The sequence below is a fragment of the Devosia alba genome (genome assembly GCF_039938915.1).
GTDB classification, from domain to species: Bacteria; Pseudomonadota; Alphaproteobacteria; order Rhizobiales; family Devosiaceae; genus Devosia; species Devosia alba.
This window is the reverse complement of the sequence record NZ_JBDUUI010000014.1, coordinates 43,693-59,494: the sequence shown is the minus strand read 5'-3', so window position 1 is coordinate 59,494 and position 15,802 is coordinate 43,693. Positions and strand designations below refer to the sequence as shown.

Genomic DNA, 15,802 nt, shown 5'->3' with positions numbered 1-15,802 from the left:
CTGGCGGGTCACTTCTCAATGACAACCCCGGGTCAGTTCCAAGCGACAATCAACACCCCCGCCCGATCGAGGGCGTCCGCGCCGCCGGCGGCAACTGGCCCATGCTGATGCGGTTGGGCGTGGTGCCCCAGGCACTGCCCAATTATGCCAGCTATCTGCTGCTGCGCTTCGAGATCAATGTGCGCGCCGCCTCTGCCCTGGGCATTGTCGGCGCCGGTGGCATCGGGCAGGAGCTCTATGTGGCCATTCGGCAGTTCGAATATACCGACATTTCGGCCATCATGCTTTTGCTGATCGCCACCACTTCCATCATCGACATCACCTGCGAAACGATCCGCCACCGGCTGATCGGGCAGGACATGCAGGCGGGGCACTGACATGAACATCATCACCCATGGCGAAGTTGCGCGCCTGCGCCGCACCAATCCGGAACTGTTCTCCACCCCGCTGATCGTGCGACTGAGGACCGGGGCGCTCTGGCTCGGTTTTGTGGTGGCTTTTGCATTCGGGCTCTGGTGGGTCGATGCCAATCCCATGCGGATCATCAACGGTCTCAACAAATTGGGGCTGCTGGTGGGCCTGATGATCCCGCCCCATCCCGGCGATGGCTTCTGGGACTATGTCCATGCCATGCTCGAGACGCTTGGCATGGCATTCCTGGGCACGGTCATTGCCGCCGTGCTGGCCGTTCCGCTGGGTTTTCTGGGCGCCAAGAACATCATGCCCAACGCGCTGTTCCACTTCGGCCTGCGCCGCATCTATGACGGTTTCCGCGGCATAGACGGGCTGGTATGGGCGCTGATCTTCGTTTCGGCCGTCGGGCTGGGGCCGTTCGCCGGCGTGCTGGCCATTGCCGTGGGTGACCTGATGATCTTCGCCAAGCTGTTTGCCGAAGCCATCGAGAATGTCGAAACCAAGCAGGTGGAGGGCGTTCGCGCCGCCGGCGGCAGCGATACCCATGTCATGCGGCTGGGCGTGTTTCCGCAGGTGCTGCCGGTGATGATGAGCCATGTGCTCTATTTCTTTGAATCCAATGTCCGATCCGCCACCATTCTGGGCATTGTCGGCGCAGGCGGCATCGGGCTGCAATTGTCCGATCGCATGCGCATCAACAACTGGCAGGAAGCGGCCTTTATCGTCCTGATGATCCTGGTCACCGTTGCCGTCATCGACAACATCTCCCGCCGCATCCGGGCCAGGTTGATCGACGCAGCCCCGCAGACCTGACCGGCAGGAGTTCAGGCCGGACCCCTGCGGCTGTAGCGGTGCCAGATCAATCCGAAACACAGCGCGCTCAATGCGCCAGCGCCCGCCACCATCCACAGCGTGGCCGGCGTCGTTATGGCGCCGGCCACCACGGCGAAGACCACCGGTGCGAAGGAGGACACGATCAGCCGCGCCGAACTGATCGACCCCATGCGGCGGCCGTAGCCGACGCGCCCGAACAGGGCCAGCGGCAAGGTGCCGCTGACGATGCTCGATAGTCCCGACCCCAGGCCGAACAGCAGCGCAAAGGCCGCCGCTCCGGGCAGCAGGGGCGCGGTCGTCACCAGCACGATCAGGGCCAGCGGCATCAGGCTGGCCGCGACAACGCCCAGAGCGGGCTGCGACAGGCCCTTGCCGAACTGCATGTTGATGAGCCGGCTCAGCACCTGGGCCGGGCCGAACAGCGTGGTAACGAAGACGCCGGCGGCGCCCAGACTCAGAGAGGCAAGCATGGGGATCATGTGGACCAGCACCGCCGAGGACATAAAGCCAAGCAGGGCAAAGCCGAGCAGCATGACGATCTGGGCCCATTGTTCCTGACCGGGCGGGACCAGCGGCGCGTCCTCGATTGTCTCGCTCAGCCGCGCCGCGCCGGTGCCTTTGCCCTGGGCGGCCAGCCAGGCATGGACCGGCAGGCAGACGGCAAGGGTCAGGGCGGCAAAGGCCAGGTAGACTTCGCGCCAGCTCAGAAATTCATGCAGCATCGCGGTGAGTGGCCAGAAGATGGTCGAGGCGAAGCCGGCAATCAGGGTAAGATGGGTGATGCTGCGCTGGGCACCCTGCCCGGCGATCTGCGCCAGGGCGGCAAAGGCGGTGGTATAGAGCACGAAGCCCGAGGACACTTCCATCGCCACCAGCCCGGCGACGAACGTCGCCCCATTGGGGGCCAGGGCGCAGGCCACCAGGGACAGGGCGGCCGCTATGGAGCCCCAGACCATGACCCGAGCGGCGCCGAAGCGGTCGGCCCAGCTCCCTGAAATGGGGGCCACGAGGCCGCTCATCAGCAGCGATGCCGACAGCGCGCCATAGACCCATTCCTCGGACCAGCCAAAATCCAGCGCCATGGACGGTGCCAGAGCACTGAAGCTGTAATAGAGCGTGCCATAGCCAATGATCTGGGTCAGCCCGAGCGCCCAGATCACCAGGGCCGGAGCGCGCGCCTGCAAAGGTTTGGTCATGGAGTTTCCGCTCAGCCGCGTTCAAGTCAGGGTGTGGTAGTGGTCGACGGGCCAAAGCGGCAGCCGGTCGCCAACGCTCGGGCCGCCTTCGAAGACGATGGGCAGGTCAGGTCCGATCATGACTTCGATTTCTCTGGAATATTCGAACGATAGGTCAAATGGCGTCGGTTCGGGCGGCAACGTCGCTGGCTTGGCCGGCTGCCCCATCGGCACAGCATTCATCGGCCAGATAGCCGATTAGGCCGTTCATGCTGGCATAATTGGCGCGGCAGATCAGCGTGGTGGCCTGCCGCTCCTGGCTGACCAGGTCGACCTCCACCAGTTTGCGGATGTGGTGGGAGAGGGTGGAGCCGGCAATGTCCAGCTTGCGCTGCAGCTTGCCGACCGCAAGCCCGCTTTCGCCCGCACGGACCAGCGTGCGATAGATGGTAAGCCTTGTGGTGTTGCCCAGAGCTTCCAGTTGGGCCGCAGCTGTTTCGATCTTCATGGAAATAGCCTATAGCCTGGCAAGACCCTGTCAAGAGTATTTCGATGATTGTCGAATGAAGTTCTGAACGTGCAGGCATGGCTCCGACGGAACGCTTGCCCAGCGTTCAAACCCCGTCAGTCCGCATCGTCCAGCGGCTTGGGGCGGGTCACGATGAAGCTACCAGCCAGCGTCAGAATGACCGCTGTGCCAATCAATAGCGGCAGGCCCGGCTGCGTGCCGAACAGCAGCAGGGCATAGCTCGCTGCCATCATGCCGATGGCCAGCACCTTGCTGCGATTGGACAAGGCCCGTTCCCGGAGCCAATTGCGCAGCGGCCGGCCCAATACGGGGTGTTGCAGCAGCCACTGCTCGGCTCGTGGCGAACCGCGCGAGAAGAACCAGGCCGCAGCCAGCAGGAAAGGCGTGGACGGGAGCAGCGGCAGTATGGCCCCCAAGACGCCCACTGCCAACATGACAGCGCCGAGGATGAGATTGATGGCGCGAAGACCAGTCATGGCCCCGAGTTCCAATCGGCTATCCCGCTACCCTGATCGTGCTCCATGGCGCCATGCTTATCAGGCTGCGGGACGCCGTCATTGAGCCGGATCAATTGCCGCCCTGATTTGTTTGACCATGGCGTCCCGTTCGACACCGCTGCTTCCGGGCGAGAGGCCCGTGTGACGTAGTATCGGGGTAACACTCGCCGCCCCGGTGGCGCGCCTATCGTGCGCTCTCAACCATCAAAATGGAGGATAATGATGGCGAAGATCCTGATGATTACCGGCGACTTCACGGAAGACTACGAGACCATGGTGCCGTTCCAGACGCTGCTGGCGACCGGCCACAGCGTCGATGCTGTCTGTCCCGGCAAAAAGGCCGGTGACACAGTCAAGACGGCGATCCATGATTTTGAGGGCGACCAGACCTATTCGGAAAAGCCCGGTCACAATTTCGCGCTCAATGCCGATTTCGACACGGCCGACCCCGCCAGCTACGACGCCCTTGTCGTTCCCGGCGGCCGCGCGCCGGAATATCTGCGCCTCGACCCCGAAGTGATCAGGAAGGTGCAGCACTTTTTCGAGGCTGGAAAGCCGGTTGCGGCCATCTGCCATGGCGCACAATTGCTGGCCGCTGCCGGCGTGCTCAAGGGGCGCACCTGTTCGGCCTATCCGGCCTGCGCCTATGAGGTCACCGCATCGGGCGGCACTTTTGCCGATATTGCGGTGACAGAGGCGGTGACTGATGGCAATCTGGTCAGTGCGCCGGCGTGGCCCGCCCACCCGGCATGGCTGAAACAGTTCCTCGCCATCCTCTGACTGCAACGCCAAGGGAGCCCCTCAATGTGTGAACTCTTCATCAAGGCTGACGCCAGCCAATGGCAGAGCCGCGCCCATAGTCTGCGCATTGACGGGGTTGCGACTTCGATCCGGATCGAGAACCACTTCTGGGATACGCTCGGCGAAATCGGCCAGCGCGACGGCATGACCGTCGCGCAGCTCATCACGCGCCTGTGGCACGAGGCTATGGACGCCGACCATGATCTGGGCAATTTCACCTCGTTTTTGCGGGTATGTTGCGCCCGTTACCATGCGCTGATCGCAGCGGGCGAGGTCTCCCCCGATCTCGGCATTCCGATCGCCGACCATGCCGCCCGCGCGATCCTTGCGCGCGAAAGCGCCCGGCGCGGTGCCGCAATGAACTGAGGGCCGCCGGAGCGAAGCGGATCGGGTGTGCGGCATCGAACTGCCCCACCAAATTAAACCGACCAATCAACCCTCAGAACATGTATGATGATGTGCAACACTGATCCCGCATGTGGTGACCACAGCCAGGGGTGGTCGATGCCGCGCCCCATCGTGGACCCACATTGCTGAACCGGAGGAGGCCCCCAATTTTGCTGCGGTGCAGCTCGCCAATATCCTGCGCCAATTGACTGTTATCCGCGTCCTGACCGGCGCGGCTTCTCGCGGTTGTTGCGAGACAATCTGCAAGGAAAATTCTCATGCCCTCGATTCCGCGCCGCGCCTGGAGAATACGCTCGTCATCGCCGGTTTGGGACGATAAGGCACCGGTACGGGGAGAATTGTTTGGCATAGAGCGGCTTGAGCAGCACGCTGAAACGCTGGCGGCAGAACAGCCCGTTACCCGCACCCCGCCGCGCGTGCTGTCGCTGAGTGCACGGTTGAACGAGAACGCTGCCGTGTTGCTGGCAGCCTACCGCGCCAGTGCCACCGAGGTGGAGCAGGGCCACGAGGTGGAGCCCGCCGCTGAATGGGTGCTCGACAATTATCACCTGATCGAAGAGCAGATTCGCGAGATCAGGGACGATTTGCCACCCGGCTTCTATCGCCAATTGCCCAAGCTCGCCCAAGGGCCGTTTGCCGGCTATCCGCGTGTCTTCGGCATTGCCTGGGCTTTCGTTGCCCACACTGACAGCCATATCGACCCCGAAACGCTGGTCCGCTTCATCACCGCCTACCAGCGCGTGCAACCGCTGACCATTGGTGAACTCTGGGCCGTCGCCATTACCCTGCGCATCGTCCTGATCGAGAACCTCAGAAGGTTGGCCGACCAGATGAGCGTGGGGCAGCTTAAGCGGGCGGACGCCGATGAACTGGCCAATCGGCTGCTGGTCTCGGGCAATGCACGTTCGGCGCTCGACGCCGACATTGGCCTGCGCTCCTCGGCGCCGCTATCGACGGCGTTCGCTGCCCAGCTTTCCAAGCGGCTGCGCGACCGCGACCCGCGGACGACCCCTGCCCTGGGCTGGCTGGAAGAGCGGCTGGGCCTGCAGGGCACCTCGGTTGAGGCCGTGGTCCAGCTGGCCCAGCAGCAGCAGGGCGCCTCCAATGTCAGCGTGCGCAACATCATCACCAGCATGCGGCTGATCTCCGATATCGACTGGGCGGAGCTGTTCGAGAGCGTCAGCCTCGTCGACGCCAGACTGCGCGCCAAAAGCGCCTTCGGCGACATGGATTTCGCCACCCGCGATCTTTACCGCAACGCCATCGAGGAACTGGCGCGCGGGTCCGGCTTCACCGAACTCGACATCGTCGACAAGGCGCTGGCTGCGGTGCAGTCGTCGATCGGTACCGCTGAAGCGGAGCGAAAGTCGGATCCTGGATATTTTCTGATTGCCGAAGGACGCGCCGCGCTCGAACAGACCATTGGTTTCCGCGCCCCGCCGCGCCTGCTGATCAGCCGCTTCAATGTCCGGCTCGGCATTGCCGGCTATGTTGGGAGCATTCTCGCCGTCACCGCTTTGCTGCTAGCCTCTTCGCTGTGGGCCTTGGCCACTTGTGGCGCAACAGGGGGGTGGCTGGCGGCCTTTGCTGCCATCGCCTTCCTGCCAATGACCGACGTGGCGACCGCTCTGGTCAACCGGGCCATCACCTGGAGCTTTGGCGCAACCTCCCTGCCGGGAATGGACCTCCTTCGCGGCGTCCCGCAATCCATGCGCACGCTGATTGTCGTGCCGACGCTGCTCACCAACGAAGCCGACCTGCTCGAGCAGATCGAGCGGCTGGAAGTGCACCATCTGTCTGGCGCCAGCGGCGATCTAGTGTTCGCGCTGATGCCGGATGGACGCGATGCCGATCAGGAGGAAATCGAGGGTGATGCGGCCCTGCTGGCGACGGCTGCGGCGGCCATCGACAAGCTGAACCAGCGCTACGGCCCCGCCCCGGCCGGGGATCGCTTTATCCTGCTGCATCGCCGACGCCTGTTCAACGCCAGTGAAAACAAATGGATGGCCTGGGAGCGCAAGCGCGGCAAGCTGCACGAGCTCAACCGGCTGTTGCGCGGAGCGACCGATACCACTTTCGTCCCGGTCGCCGGTGTCGCGCCGCGGGTTCCGACCGATGTGCGCTATGTCATCACCCTGGATAGCGATACCCGTCTGCCCCGTGAGGCCGCGTCGCGGCTGATCGGCAAGATGGCCCATCCCCTCAATCGCCCGCGGTTCGACGCCACCAGCAATCGCGTGGTCAAGGGCTACGGCATTCTGCAGCCGCGCGTCACCGCATCGCTGCCGCAGGGCAGTGACGGCTCGCTTTATCAGCTGGCCTTTTCAGGGCCAGGCGGCATGGATCCCTATGCGGCGGCGGTTTCCGATATCTATCAGGACCTGTTTGGCGAAGGCTCCTATACCGGCAAGGGCATCTATGACGTCGACGCCTTCGAGGCGGCGCTGGATGGCCGGGTGCCCGAAAACGCCCTGCTCAGCCACGATCTGTTCGAGGGGATTTTTGCCCGGGCGGGTCTCGCCTCCGATATCGAAGTGGTCGAGGGTGTGCCCGCGCGCTATGACGTTGCCAGCATGCGCCAGCATCGCTGGACACGCGGCGACTGGCAATTGCTGCCCTGGTTGTTCGCGCGCCGCGCCGCCGCTGCCGTTCCAGCCGTCGGACGCGGCAAGATGCTGGATAATCTGCGCCGCTCCCTGGTCGCGCCATTCGCCCTGCTGAGCCTGGGCATGAGTTTTCTGCTGCCGGTATGGCCGGGCGCGCTCGCCGCCATCATCGTGCTCGGCACCCTGGCGCTGCCGGCGTTCCTGCCTTCCCTGCTGTCGGTGCTGCACCGGCGCACCGGGGTGCAGTTGCGCAACCATTTCAAGGCCGTGGCGGCTGATCTGCGGATCGCGGCCATGCAGATTTTTCTGGTCATCGCCTTCCTCCCCGATCAGGCCTGGCGCATGGGGGACGCGATTGTCCGCACGCTGAACCGGCTGTTCATTACCCGCCGGAACCTGCTGGAATGGACCACAGCCGCTCAATCAATGAACCGTCCCGAGCTGGATCTGCCGGGGTTTTACCGGTTCATGGCCGGTGGCACGGCGTTCGGCCTGATCATCTGTGCCGGCGCCGTGATATTGGCGCCGGGGTCCTGGCCCCTGGTCTTGCCGTTTGCCCTGCTCTGGTTTTGTGCGCCGGCGCTGGCGCGCTGGGCCAGCCGGCCGCCCGCCCTGCCCAGGCGCCTGGTGCTGTCCGAGACCGATGCCGATGCGCTGCGGCTGATCGCGCGCCGAACCTGGCGGTTTTTCGAGACCTTCGTCACGCCGGCCGATCACATGCTGCCACCGGACAATTTCCAGGAGAACCCGCAGCCCGCCCTCGCCCACCGAACCTCGCCGACCAATATCGGGCTCTATCTGCTCTCGACCGTGGCGGCCCGGGATTTCGGCTGGGCCGGGACAATCGAAACCACCGAGCGGCTTGAGACGACATTTGCCTCGATCCGCCGGCTGACCAAATTCCGCGGCCATCTGTTCAACTGGTACGACACCCAGGATCTGCGATCGCTCGACCCGATTTATGTCTCATCGGTGGATAGCGGCAATCTGGCCGGGCACCTGATCGCCCTGGCCAATGCCTGCGAAGAGTGGACCTTGGCGCCCCTGGCACTGGATGGCCGCGCCGGTCTGACCGATACACTGCAACTGGCGCGCGCGGCGCTTGCCGACTTGCCCGCAGCCCAGGGCGAGGCCGGGCTGCAGCTGGCGACGGCATTGGACGCGATTGAGGCCGAGCTCACCGCCCCCCGCCCCACCGAGTCCCTGACGCCCACGCTCCGGCGGCTGGCCGAAAAAGCCGCCAGGGTGGCGCAGGATATTATCCCGGTGGTGGGCCATACCAGCGCACTTGACCTGGTGTTCTGGTGCGAAGCGCTGCGCAAGACCGCTTTCGAGCATGAGCGCGACCTGCTGCAGGCCAACGCCCCGGCGATCGATCTGACAGCCCGCCTGCAGGCCCTGGCCGATGGCGCGCGCGAGATGGCGATGGCCATGGACTTTGCCTGGCTGCTCGAACCCGACCGCAAACTGCTGTCGATCGGCTATTCGCTGGTCGATAACACGCTTGATCCCAGCTGCTACGATTTGCTGGCCTCCGAGGCCCGTTTGGCGAGCCTGTTCGCGGTGGCCAAGGGCGATGTTTCCACCCAGCATTGGTTCCGGCTGAGCCGGGCAGCCACCCCGCTGGGCAATGGATCGGCGTTGATCTCCTGGTCCGGCTCGATGTTCGAATACCTGATGCCGTCACTGGTGATGGAAGAGCCGGTGGGGAGCCTGCTCGAAGAAACGAGCCGGCTGGTGGTGGAACGCCAGCAGGCCTATGGCCGCTCGCTTGGGGTGCCGTGGGGCATCTCGGAATCCGCCTATAATGCGCGCGACATGGAATTTACTTATCAGTATTCCAATTTTGGCGTGCCCGGGCTCGGTCTCAAACGCGGCCTGTCCGACAATGTGGTGATTTCGCCCTATGCGACCGGCCTGGCCGCCATGATCGATCCGCATGGTGCGCTGCGCAACTATGGCCGTCTCGCCGAATTGGGCGCCAGTGGCCGCTATGGCTTTTTTGAAGCGCTGGACTTCACCCGCTCTCGCGTGCCGGAAAATCAGGACGTCGCCATTGTCCGCAACTTCATGGCCCACCACCAGGGCATGACCATTGTCTCCATCGCCAATACGCTGCTGGACGGCCGGATGCGTGATCGATTCCATCGCGAGCCGATGATCCGGGCCAGCGAATTGCTGCTGCAGGAGCGGGTGCCGCGCGACATCGTCACCACCCATCCGCGCGCCGAGGAAGTCAAAGCCTCCCCGGCCCAAGCCATCGGGGAAGCGCCCGCTGTCCGCAGCACGCGCTTGCCTTCCGGGCGCCAGCCCATGACCCATCTGCTCTCGAACGGGCGTTATGCGGTGATGCTCACGGCGGCGGGCGCCGGCTATAGCCGCTGGCGCGATATCGCCATCACGCGGTGGCGCGAGGATGCGACCCGTGACAATTGGGGCTCCTTCATAATGCTGCGCGACATCCAGAGCGGCCATGTGTGGTCCGCTTGCGCGCAGCCGGTCAAGAACGAGGCCGACCATGACGAGGTGATTTTCGGGGAGGATCATGCCGAGTTCACCCGCCGCTACGGTTCGCTGACCACGGCAATGGATGTGCTGGTGTCGAGCGAGGACGATGGCGAGGTGCGCCGCGTCACGCTGACCAATACCGGCCGGCGCGCCCGCGAGATCGAGCTGACATCCTATGCCGAGATCGTGCTCACCACGCCGGCGACAGACAATGCCCATCCCGCCTTCGCCAAGATGTTCGTGCAGACCGAGCATCTTGCCGAGTTCGACGCCATTGTCGCGACCCGCCGCCCCCGCTCGGCGGCCGATCCGGCAGTGTGGGCCGCCCATTTCGCGGTGGTGGAAGGCGAACTTGCCGCCGATCCGCAATATGAGACCGACCGGGCGCGCTTCATCGGCGCGGCCCGTACGCTGGGCGATGCGGCCGTGCTGCAGGCCGGTGAGCCGCTGTCGAACACGGTGGGCACGGTTCTCGATCCGATCTTTTCCCTGCGCCGGCGCCTGCGCGTCGTGCCCGGCAAGGTCTCGCGCGTCGCCTTCTGGACCATTGTTGCCGCCTCGCGCGCTGAGCTGCTGGATCTGCTCGACAAGCACCATGACCGCAGCGCCTTCGAGCGCGCCCAGACTCTGGCCTGGACCCAGGCCCAGGTGCAGCTGCGCCATCTCGACGTCGAAGCGCAGGAGGCTGCCGACTTCCAGCGCCTGGCCGCGCCGCTGCTTTACGCCGACCGCCGCTTCCGCCCCGCCTCCGAACTGATCATCCGCGGCGCCGGTTCGCAGCCGGGACTATGGCCGCTGGCCATCTCTGGCGACCTCCCCATCGTGCTGCTGCGCATCGAGGATATCGAGGATATCGCCCAGGTTCGCCAATTGCTGCGCGCCCAGGAATATTGGCAGATGAAGCGGCTTGCCGTCGATCTCGTCATCATCAACGATCGCGGCTCATCCTATGTGCAGGACCTGCAGATCGCCATTGAGACCGCGGTCCGGAGCAGCCAGCTGCGCGCAAGCCATGGCGAGCCGCTCGAGCAGGGCACTGTCCATATATTGCGCGCCGACCTGATGAGCCTTGAGGCACGCGCCCTGCTCCGCTCGGTGGCGCGGGTGGTTCTCAACGCCCATCACGGCTCCATCGGCCAGCAACTCGATCTGATGCCGACGCTGCCAGTGCCGCCCTTGCCAATGCGTGAACCGCGGATTGCGCGACCAGTCATCCTGCCCACGCCGGCGCTGGAATTCTTCAATGGCCTGGGGGGCTTTGAGAAGGATGGCACCGAGTATGTGACGGTCCTCAATGCCGGCCAGAGCACCCCGGCCCCCTGGATCAACGTCATTGCCAATCCCGATTTCGGCTTCCAGGTTTCCACCGAAGGCAGCGGCTATAGCTGGGCCGAAAACAGCCGTGAAAACCAGCTGACGCAGTGGTCCAACGATCCGGTCACCGATCCGACCGGCGAAGCGTTCTATCTGCGCGACGAGGATAGTGGCGAGCTCTGGAGCCCGACGGCGCAGCCGATCCGCGATGGCGGGACCTATCTCGCGCGGCACGGCTTCGGCTATAGCCGCTTCACCCACACAGCCAATGGCATCGCCAGCGACCTGCTGCAATATGTGCCCCTGGGCGACCCGATCAAGATCTCGCGCCTCACCCTCACCAATCAGTCGAGCAAGTCACGGCGTCTCTCCGTCACCTACTATGCCGAATGGGTGCTCGGCACCGCACGCGGGGCCTCGGCGCCGTTCATCATCACCGAAGCAGATGCCGATACCGGCGCCATCTTTGCCCATAACCCTTGGAGTTCGGCGTTTTGTGGCCGGATCGCTTTTGCTGACCTGGCTGGGCAGCAGACGAGCTGGACGGCCGACCGCACCGAATTCCTCGGGCGCCATAGCGGTCCGGCCACGCCAGCCGCCTTGCTGGGGAAAACCCCGCTGGCCGGCGCGAGCGGCGCCGGGCTGGATCCCTGCGCGGCGCTGCAACAGGTCATCGAATTGAAGCCCGGAGAGTCGGTGGAAGTGACATCACTGCTGGGCCAATGCACTTCAGCTGAGGCGAACCGGGAACTGATAGCGCGCTATCGGGAGGCCGATCTCGATGCCGTGCTGGCCGAGGTTACCGACCACTGGCAGGCTTTGCTTGGCACCGTTCAGGTCAGGACGCCCGACCGCGCCATGGACATCATGCTCAATGGCTGGTTGCTCTATCAGACGCTGGCCTGCCGCGTCTGGGCCCGCTCGGCCTTCTACCAGGCCAGCGGCGCCTATGGCTTCCGCGACCAGTTGCAGGATGGCATGGCGCTCACCTTTGCCCGCCCCGAAGAAACGCGGCATCACCTGCTGCGCGCGGCGGGCCGTCAGTTTCCCGAAGGCGATGTCCAGCATTGGTGGCTGCCCCAATCGGGTCAGGGCGTTCGGACCCGCATCTCCGATGACCGGGTCTGGTTGGCCTTTGCGGCGGCCACCTATGTCGCCGCGACCGACGATGCGGCGGTTCTCGAAGAAATCGTGCCCTTCCTTGAAGGGCCCAGGCTGCTCCCCGAAGAGCATGATGCCTTCTTCCAGCCCATGATTGCCGAAGAGTCCGCCACGCTGTTCGAGCATTGTGCACGCGGACTGGACCAATGCCTTGATCTGACGGGCAAACATGGCCTGCCCTTGATGGGCACCGGCGACTGGAACGACGGCATGAGCCGTGTCGGCGAGGGCGGCAAGGGCGAGAGCGTCTGGCTCGCCTGGTTGTTGATCCGCACCCTCACGCTGTTCCTGCCCCTGGCGGAGGCCCGGGCGCCCGAGCGCGCGCAGCGCTGGCGTACCCATCTGGCCCGCACCAAGACAGCCCTCGGGCGCCATGCCTGGGACGGCGAATGGTATCGGCGCGCTACCTTTGACGATGGCACCTGGCTCGGCTCCAAGCAGAGCGACGAGTGCCAGATCGACTCCATCGCGCAATCCTGGGCCGTGCTGTCTGGTGGCGCAGATCCCATCCGGGCAGCGGCTGGCATGGCCGCCATGCAACGCCATCTGATTCGTCCAGACGATGGGATTGCCCTGCTGTTTACCCCGCCTTTCGACCAGACCCCGCGCGATCCCGGCTATATCAAGGGCTATCCGCCGGGGCTGCGCGAAAATGGCGGGCAATACAGCCACGCTGCCATGTGGGGAATCATGGCCTTTGCCAGGCTCGGCCAGGGCAACAAGGCCCACGACCTCTTCGCCCTGCTCAATCCGATCAACCACGCCACGACGCCAGCGCAGGTGGATCGCTACAAGGTCGAACCCTATGTGGTTGCCGCCGACGTCTATTCGGTCGCTCCCCATGTCGGCCGTGGCGGCTGGACCTGGTACACCGGATCGGCCGGCTGGATGCATCGCGCGGGAATAGAAGCCATTTTGGGCATTACGCGCGTCGGGGACCGTCTCCTTGTCGCGCCATGCCTGCCCGACTCCTGGCCAGGATTTTCTGCAACCATCACCATGGGCGCGACCCGCTACAGCATTGAGGTCATCGCTTCGCAGGGCGCGGAAGGCGCAACGCGCAGTCTGGTCGTGGACGGTAACGTCATGCCGACCGACGATGGGCCGTTCACGCTGCCGCTGGACGGGCGCGCGCATCAGGTCACCATTCAACTGGCTGGATAATGGCGGCGCCAGTGCCTCGATTGAACAAGGGTCCCGGGCACAATGGTTTGCCGCGTGCCGGACAGGCTTCCCTCTCCCTTCAGGGGAGGGAGACGACCGCAAGATTGTGGTTCGAACTCGTCACACCCACCAGCCCGTCCCTCCCCCTGCCAGGGGAGGCTAGGTGGGGGTCTCGGACCAACAAAACCTTATCCATCTAATCCCCGTCCCCAATATCGTGTGCCATCATGGCCCCGTTCCCGCCAAGTCACTGGCCCCGACGCAGGGCCAGGCGGGGAGACCGGGGGACGGGGGCGCCTGTCCAGTGGGGAGCATGGCAGCCGCGCCTGCAATACTGGTGTCGCCTGAACCATCCCCCGCGCAAAACCGGCTCGTGACGGGCGGCCCTTGGTCCGTTCCACTACCCTTTTGGCCCAATGGCCGCCCGTTACCCGTGACACCGCGACGCCAGCTGGCCGGGCGGGGTTTCGGCACGCCCATCACGCCAGCCGTCGCCATCGCCCGTCCGGCGCAACTGCTTGGCAATTATCCATCATCCAAGGTTAGATCGACGTCGTTTAGTCTGCTAGGGGTAGCGTCACCCGACCCGCACGAGATCACTCCATGACCTATGAGCAAGGCTTCCTCTTCGCGCTGCTGGGCGTGGTATTCGGCTTCCTGATCTGGGGGCGCATCCGCTACGATCTGGTGGCCTTTGTGGCGCTGATCATTGCGGTAATCGGCGGCGTGGTACCGGTGGGTCAGGCCTTTGCAGGCTTTGGCCAGGAAGCGGTGATCATCATCGCGCTGGTGCTGATTGTCTCGCGCGCGCTGACCAATGCCGGCGCCGTCGAAATTGTCGCGCGGCTGGTGATATCGGCGGATCGCTCGCTGTCGACCCATATAGGGATCATGGCAATGGTGGGCGCGGCGCTGTCGGCCGTCATCAACAATGTGGCTGCCCTGGTCATGCTGATGTCGCTCGATATCGAGGCGGCCAAAAAGGGCAAGCGCTCGGTTTACAGCTCGCTGATGCCGCTATCCTTCGCCACCATATTGGGGGGCATGATCACCCTGATCGGCACGCCGCCCAATATCGTGGTCTCCCAATTCCGCGAGCGGGCGCTGGGCGCGCCATTTGAAATGTTCGACTACACCCCTGTCGGCCTGGTCTGCGCCGTGGTGGGCATCGCCTTCGTTACCCTGATTGGCTGGCGCCTGCTGCCAACTCCGTCGGCCGAAGCCACTGCTGGCGCCGAGGAGGATGACGGCCATTTCGTTGCCGAAGCCATAGTCAGCGAAGACTCCAAGAGCATCGGCAAGACCCAGCATGATCTGATGGCCGTGGCCGACGAACACGACACCACCCTGCTCGGCCTGATCCGCAATGGCCGCCGCCTGCCCGGCTTTGCGGCCAATACCGAACTGCGCGCCGGCGACATGCTGGTGCTCGAAGGCGACCCCGAATCCATCGAGGGCTTCATCGGTGCAGCGAGCCTGGAAACCTCGGCCACCCAGGAAGATGTCGGCTTGCGCAGCAAGTCACTGACCCTGATGGAGGCCATCGTTCCCGACAATGCCCGCCTGGTTGGTCGCACGGCCACCGATCTGCGCCTGCGTAACCGGCGCGGCGTGGCCCTGCTCGGCGTGTCGCGGCAAGGCCAGCGCTTTCGCGATCAGGTGCGCAATCTGGTGATCAAGGCGGGCGACGTGGTGCTGCTCATCGGTCCGGAAAGCCGCGTCAATGACGTTGCCGAATGGCTCGGCGTCCTGCCGCTTGCGGAAAAGACTCATGCCGTGGTGCAGCGCAGCAAGGCGCTGTTCGCCATCGGCGTGTTCGCCGCTGCAATTGCCGCCTCGGTCATCGGGCTGTTTCCGCTCGCCATCGCGCTGGCGCTGGTGGTCAGCGTCTATGCCATGTTCAACATTGTCGGGCCGCAGGAGGTCTACGAATCGGTGGAATGGCCGATCATCGTGCTGCTTGGCTCGCTGATCCCGCTCGGGCTGGCGCTGGAGAGTTCGGGCGGCACGCTGTTGATTGCCGAAGCGATCCTGTCGCTGACCGGCTCGTTTCCGGCCTGGGCTACCCTGACCCTGCTGATGATCGTAACCATGACGCTGTCGGACTTCCTCAATAATGTGGCTACCGCCCTGATCGCGGCCCCCGTCGGCCTGTCGATTGCCCAGTCGCTGGATGTCTCGCCCGACCCGTTCCTGATGGCGGTGGCCGTGGCCGCCTCCTGCGCCTTCCTCACCCCGATCGGGCACAAGAACAACACCATCATCATGGGACCGGGCGGCTACCGCTTCGGCGATTACTGGCGCATGGGCCTGCCGCTCGAAGCCATCATCATCGCCGTGGGCGTCCCGTCCATCCTGTTCTTCTGGCCGCTCTGACGGCCCCGCAACAAC

9 protein-coding genes are annotated in these 15,802 nt (G+C 64.5%); 6 read left to right on the top strand and 3 right to left on the bottom strand.

From position 1 onward, the window contains the following. Both ABFY71_RS16575 and phnE read left to right on the top strand, forming a co-directional pair. Positions 1–377: PhnE/PtxC family ABC transporter permease (locus ABFY71_RS16575; protein WP_347947053.1), on the top strand; the 377-nt coding region annotated here is incomplete at its 5' end. 1 nt (position 378) lies between these two features. Further along, the gene (phnE, locus tag ABFY71_RS16570; RefSeq protein ID WP_347947052.1) at positions 379–1,227 is read left to right on the top strand and encodes a phosphonate ABC transporter, permease protein PhnE; all 849 of its coding nucleotides are present in this window, start codon (positions 379–381) and stop codon (positions 1,225–1,227) included. Between the two features lie 11 nt (positions 1,228–1,238). Here the strand turns inward: phnE and arsK are convergent, their stop codons facing one another. From arsK to ABFY71_RS16555, 3 genes are all read right to left on the bottom strand, one after another. After that, positions 1,239–2,444, bottom strand: coding sequence for an arsenite efflux MFS transporter ArsK (gene arsK / locus ABFY71_RS16565; protein ID WP_347947051.1), 1,206 nt, complete (start codon positions 2,442–2,444; stop codon positions 1,239–1,241). A 154-nt stretch (positions 2,445–2,598) separates the two neighbouring features. Further along, on the bottom strand, positions 2,599–2,931 hold the full coding sequence (locus ABFY71_RS16560; protein WP_347947050.1) for an ArsR/SmtB family transcription factor: 333 nt from the start codon (positions 2,929–2,931) through the stop codon (positions 2,599–2,601). A 116-nt stretch (positions 2,932–3,047) separates the two neighbouring features. Beyond that, positions 3,048–3,428 (bottom strand): YbaN family protein, encoded by a 381-nt coding sequence (locus ABFY71_RS16555; RefSeq protein ID WP_347947049.1) that lies wholly within the window; start codon positions 3,426–3,428, stop codon positions 3,048–3,050. 237 nt (positions 3,429–3,665) lie between these two features. Here ABFY71_RS16555 and ABFY71_RS16550 point away from each other — a divergent pair, with 237 nt between their 5' ends. From ABFY71_RS16550 to ABFY71_RS16535, 4 genes are all read left to right on the top strand, one after another. After that, a complete protein-coding gene (locus ABFY71_RS16550) occupies positions 3,666–4,229 on the top strand; it encodes a DJ-1/PfpI family protein (RefSeq protein ID WP_347947055.1) in 564 nt (187 codons plus the stop codon). A gap of 24 nt (positions 4,230–4,253) precedes the next feature. Next, positions 4,254–4,616, top strand: coding sequence for a ribbon-helix-helix domain-containing protein (locus ABFY71_RS16545; protein WP_347947048.1), 363 nt, complete (start codon positions 4,254–4,256; stop codon positions 4,614–4,616). 299 nt (positions 4,617–4,915) lie between these two features. Continuing rightward, positions 4,916–13,411: a glycoside hydrolase family 94 protein gene (locus ABFY71_RS16540; protein ID WP_347947047.1), complete on the top strand. Its 8,496-nt coding sequence runs from the start codon at positions 4,916–4,918 to the stop codon at positions 13,409–13,411. A 603-nt stretch (positions 13,412–14,014) separates the two neighbouring features. After that, positions 14,015–15,787: an SLC13 family permease gene (locus ABFY71_RS16535; RefSeq protein ID WP_347947046.1), complete on the top strand. Its 1,773-nt coding sequence runs from the start codon at positions 14,015–14,017 to the stop codon at positions 15,785–15,787. Positions 15,788–15,802 lie beyond the last annotated feature (15 nt).

What these genes read in the sequence shown, in the direction of transcription:
- ABFY71_RS16545 (WP_347947048.1), top strand. Translation starts at nt 4,254, where the DNA reads ATGTGTGAACTCTTCATCAAGGCTGACGCCAGCCAATGGCAGAGCCGC.
- phnE (WP_347947052.1), top strand. Translation starts at nt 379, where the DNA reads ATGAACATCATCACCCATGGCGAAGTTGCGCGCCTGCGCCGCACCAAT.
- arsK (WP_347947051.1), bottom strand. Translation starts at nt 2,444, where the DNA reads ATGACCAAACCTTTGCAGGCGCGCGCTCCGGCCCTGGTGATCTGGGCG.
- ABFY71_RS16555 (WP_347947049.1), bottom strand. Translation starts at nt 3,428, where the DNA reads ATGACTGGTCTTCGCGCCATCAATCTCATCCTCGGCGCTGTCATGTTG.
- ABFY71_RS16560 (WP_347947050.1), bottom strand. Translation starts at nt 2,931, where the DNA reads ATGAAGATCGAAACAGCTGCGGCCCAACTGGAAGCTCTGGGCAACACC.
- ABFY71_RS16540 (WP_347947047.1), top strand. Translation starts at nt 4,916, where the DNA reads ATGCCCTCGATTCCGCGCCGCGCCTGGAGAATACGCTCGTCATCGCCG.
- ABFY71_RS16535 (WP_347947046.1), top strand. Translation starts at nt 14,015, where the DNA reads ATGACCTATGAGCAAGGCTTCCTCTTCGCGCTGCTGGGCGTGGTATTC.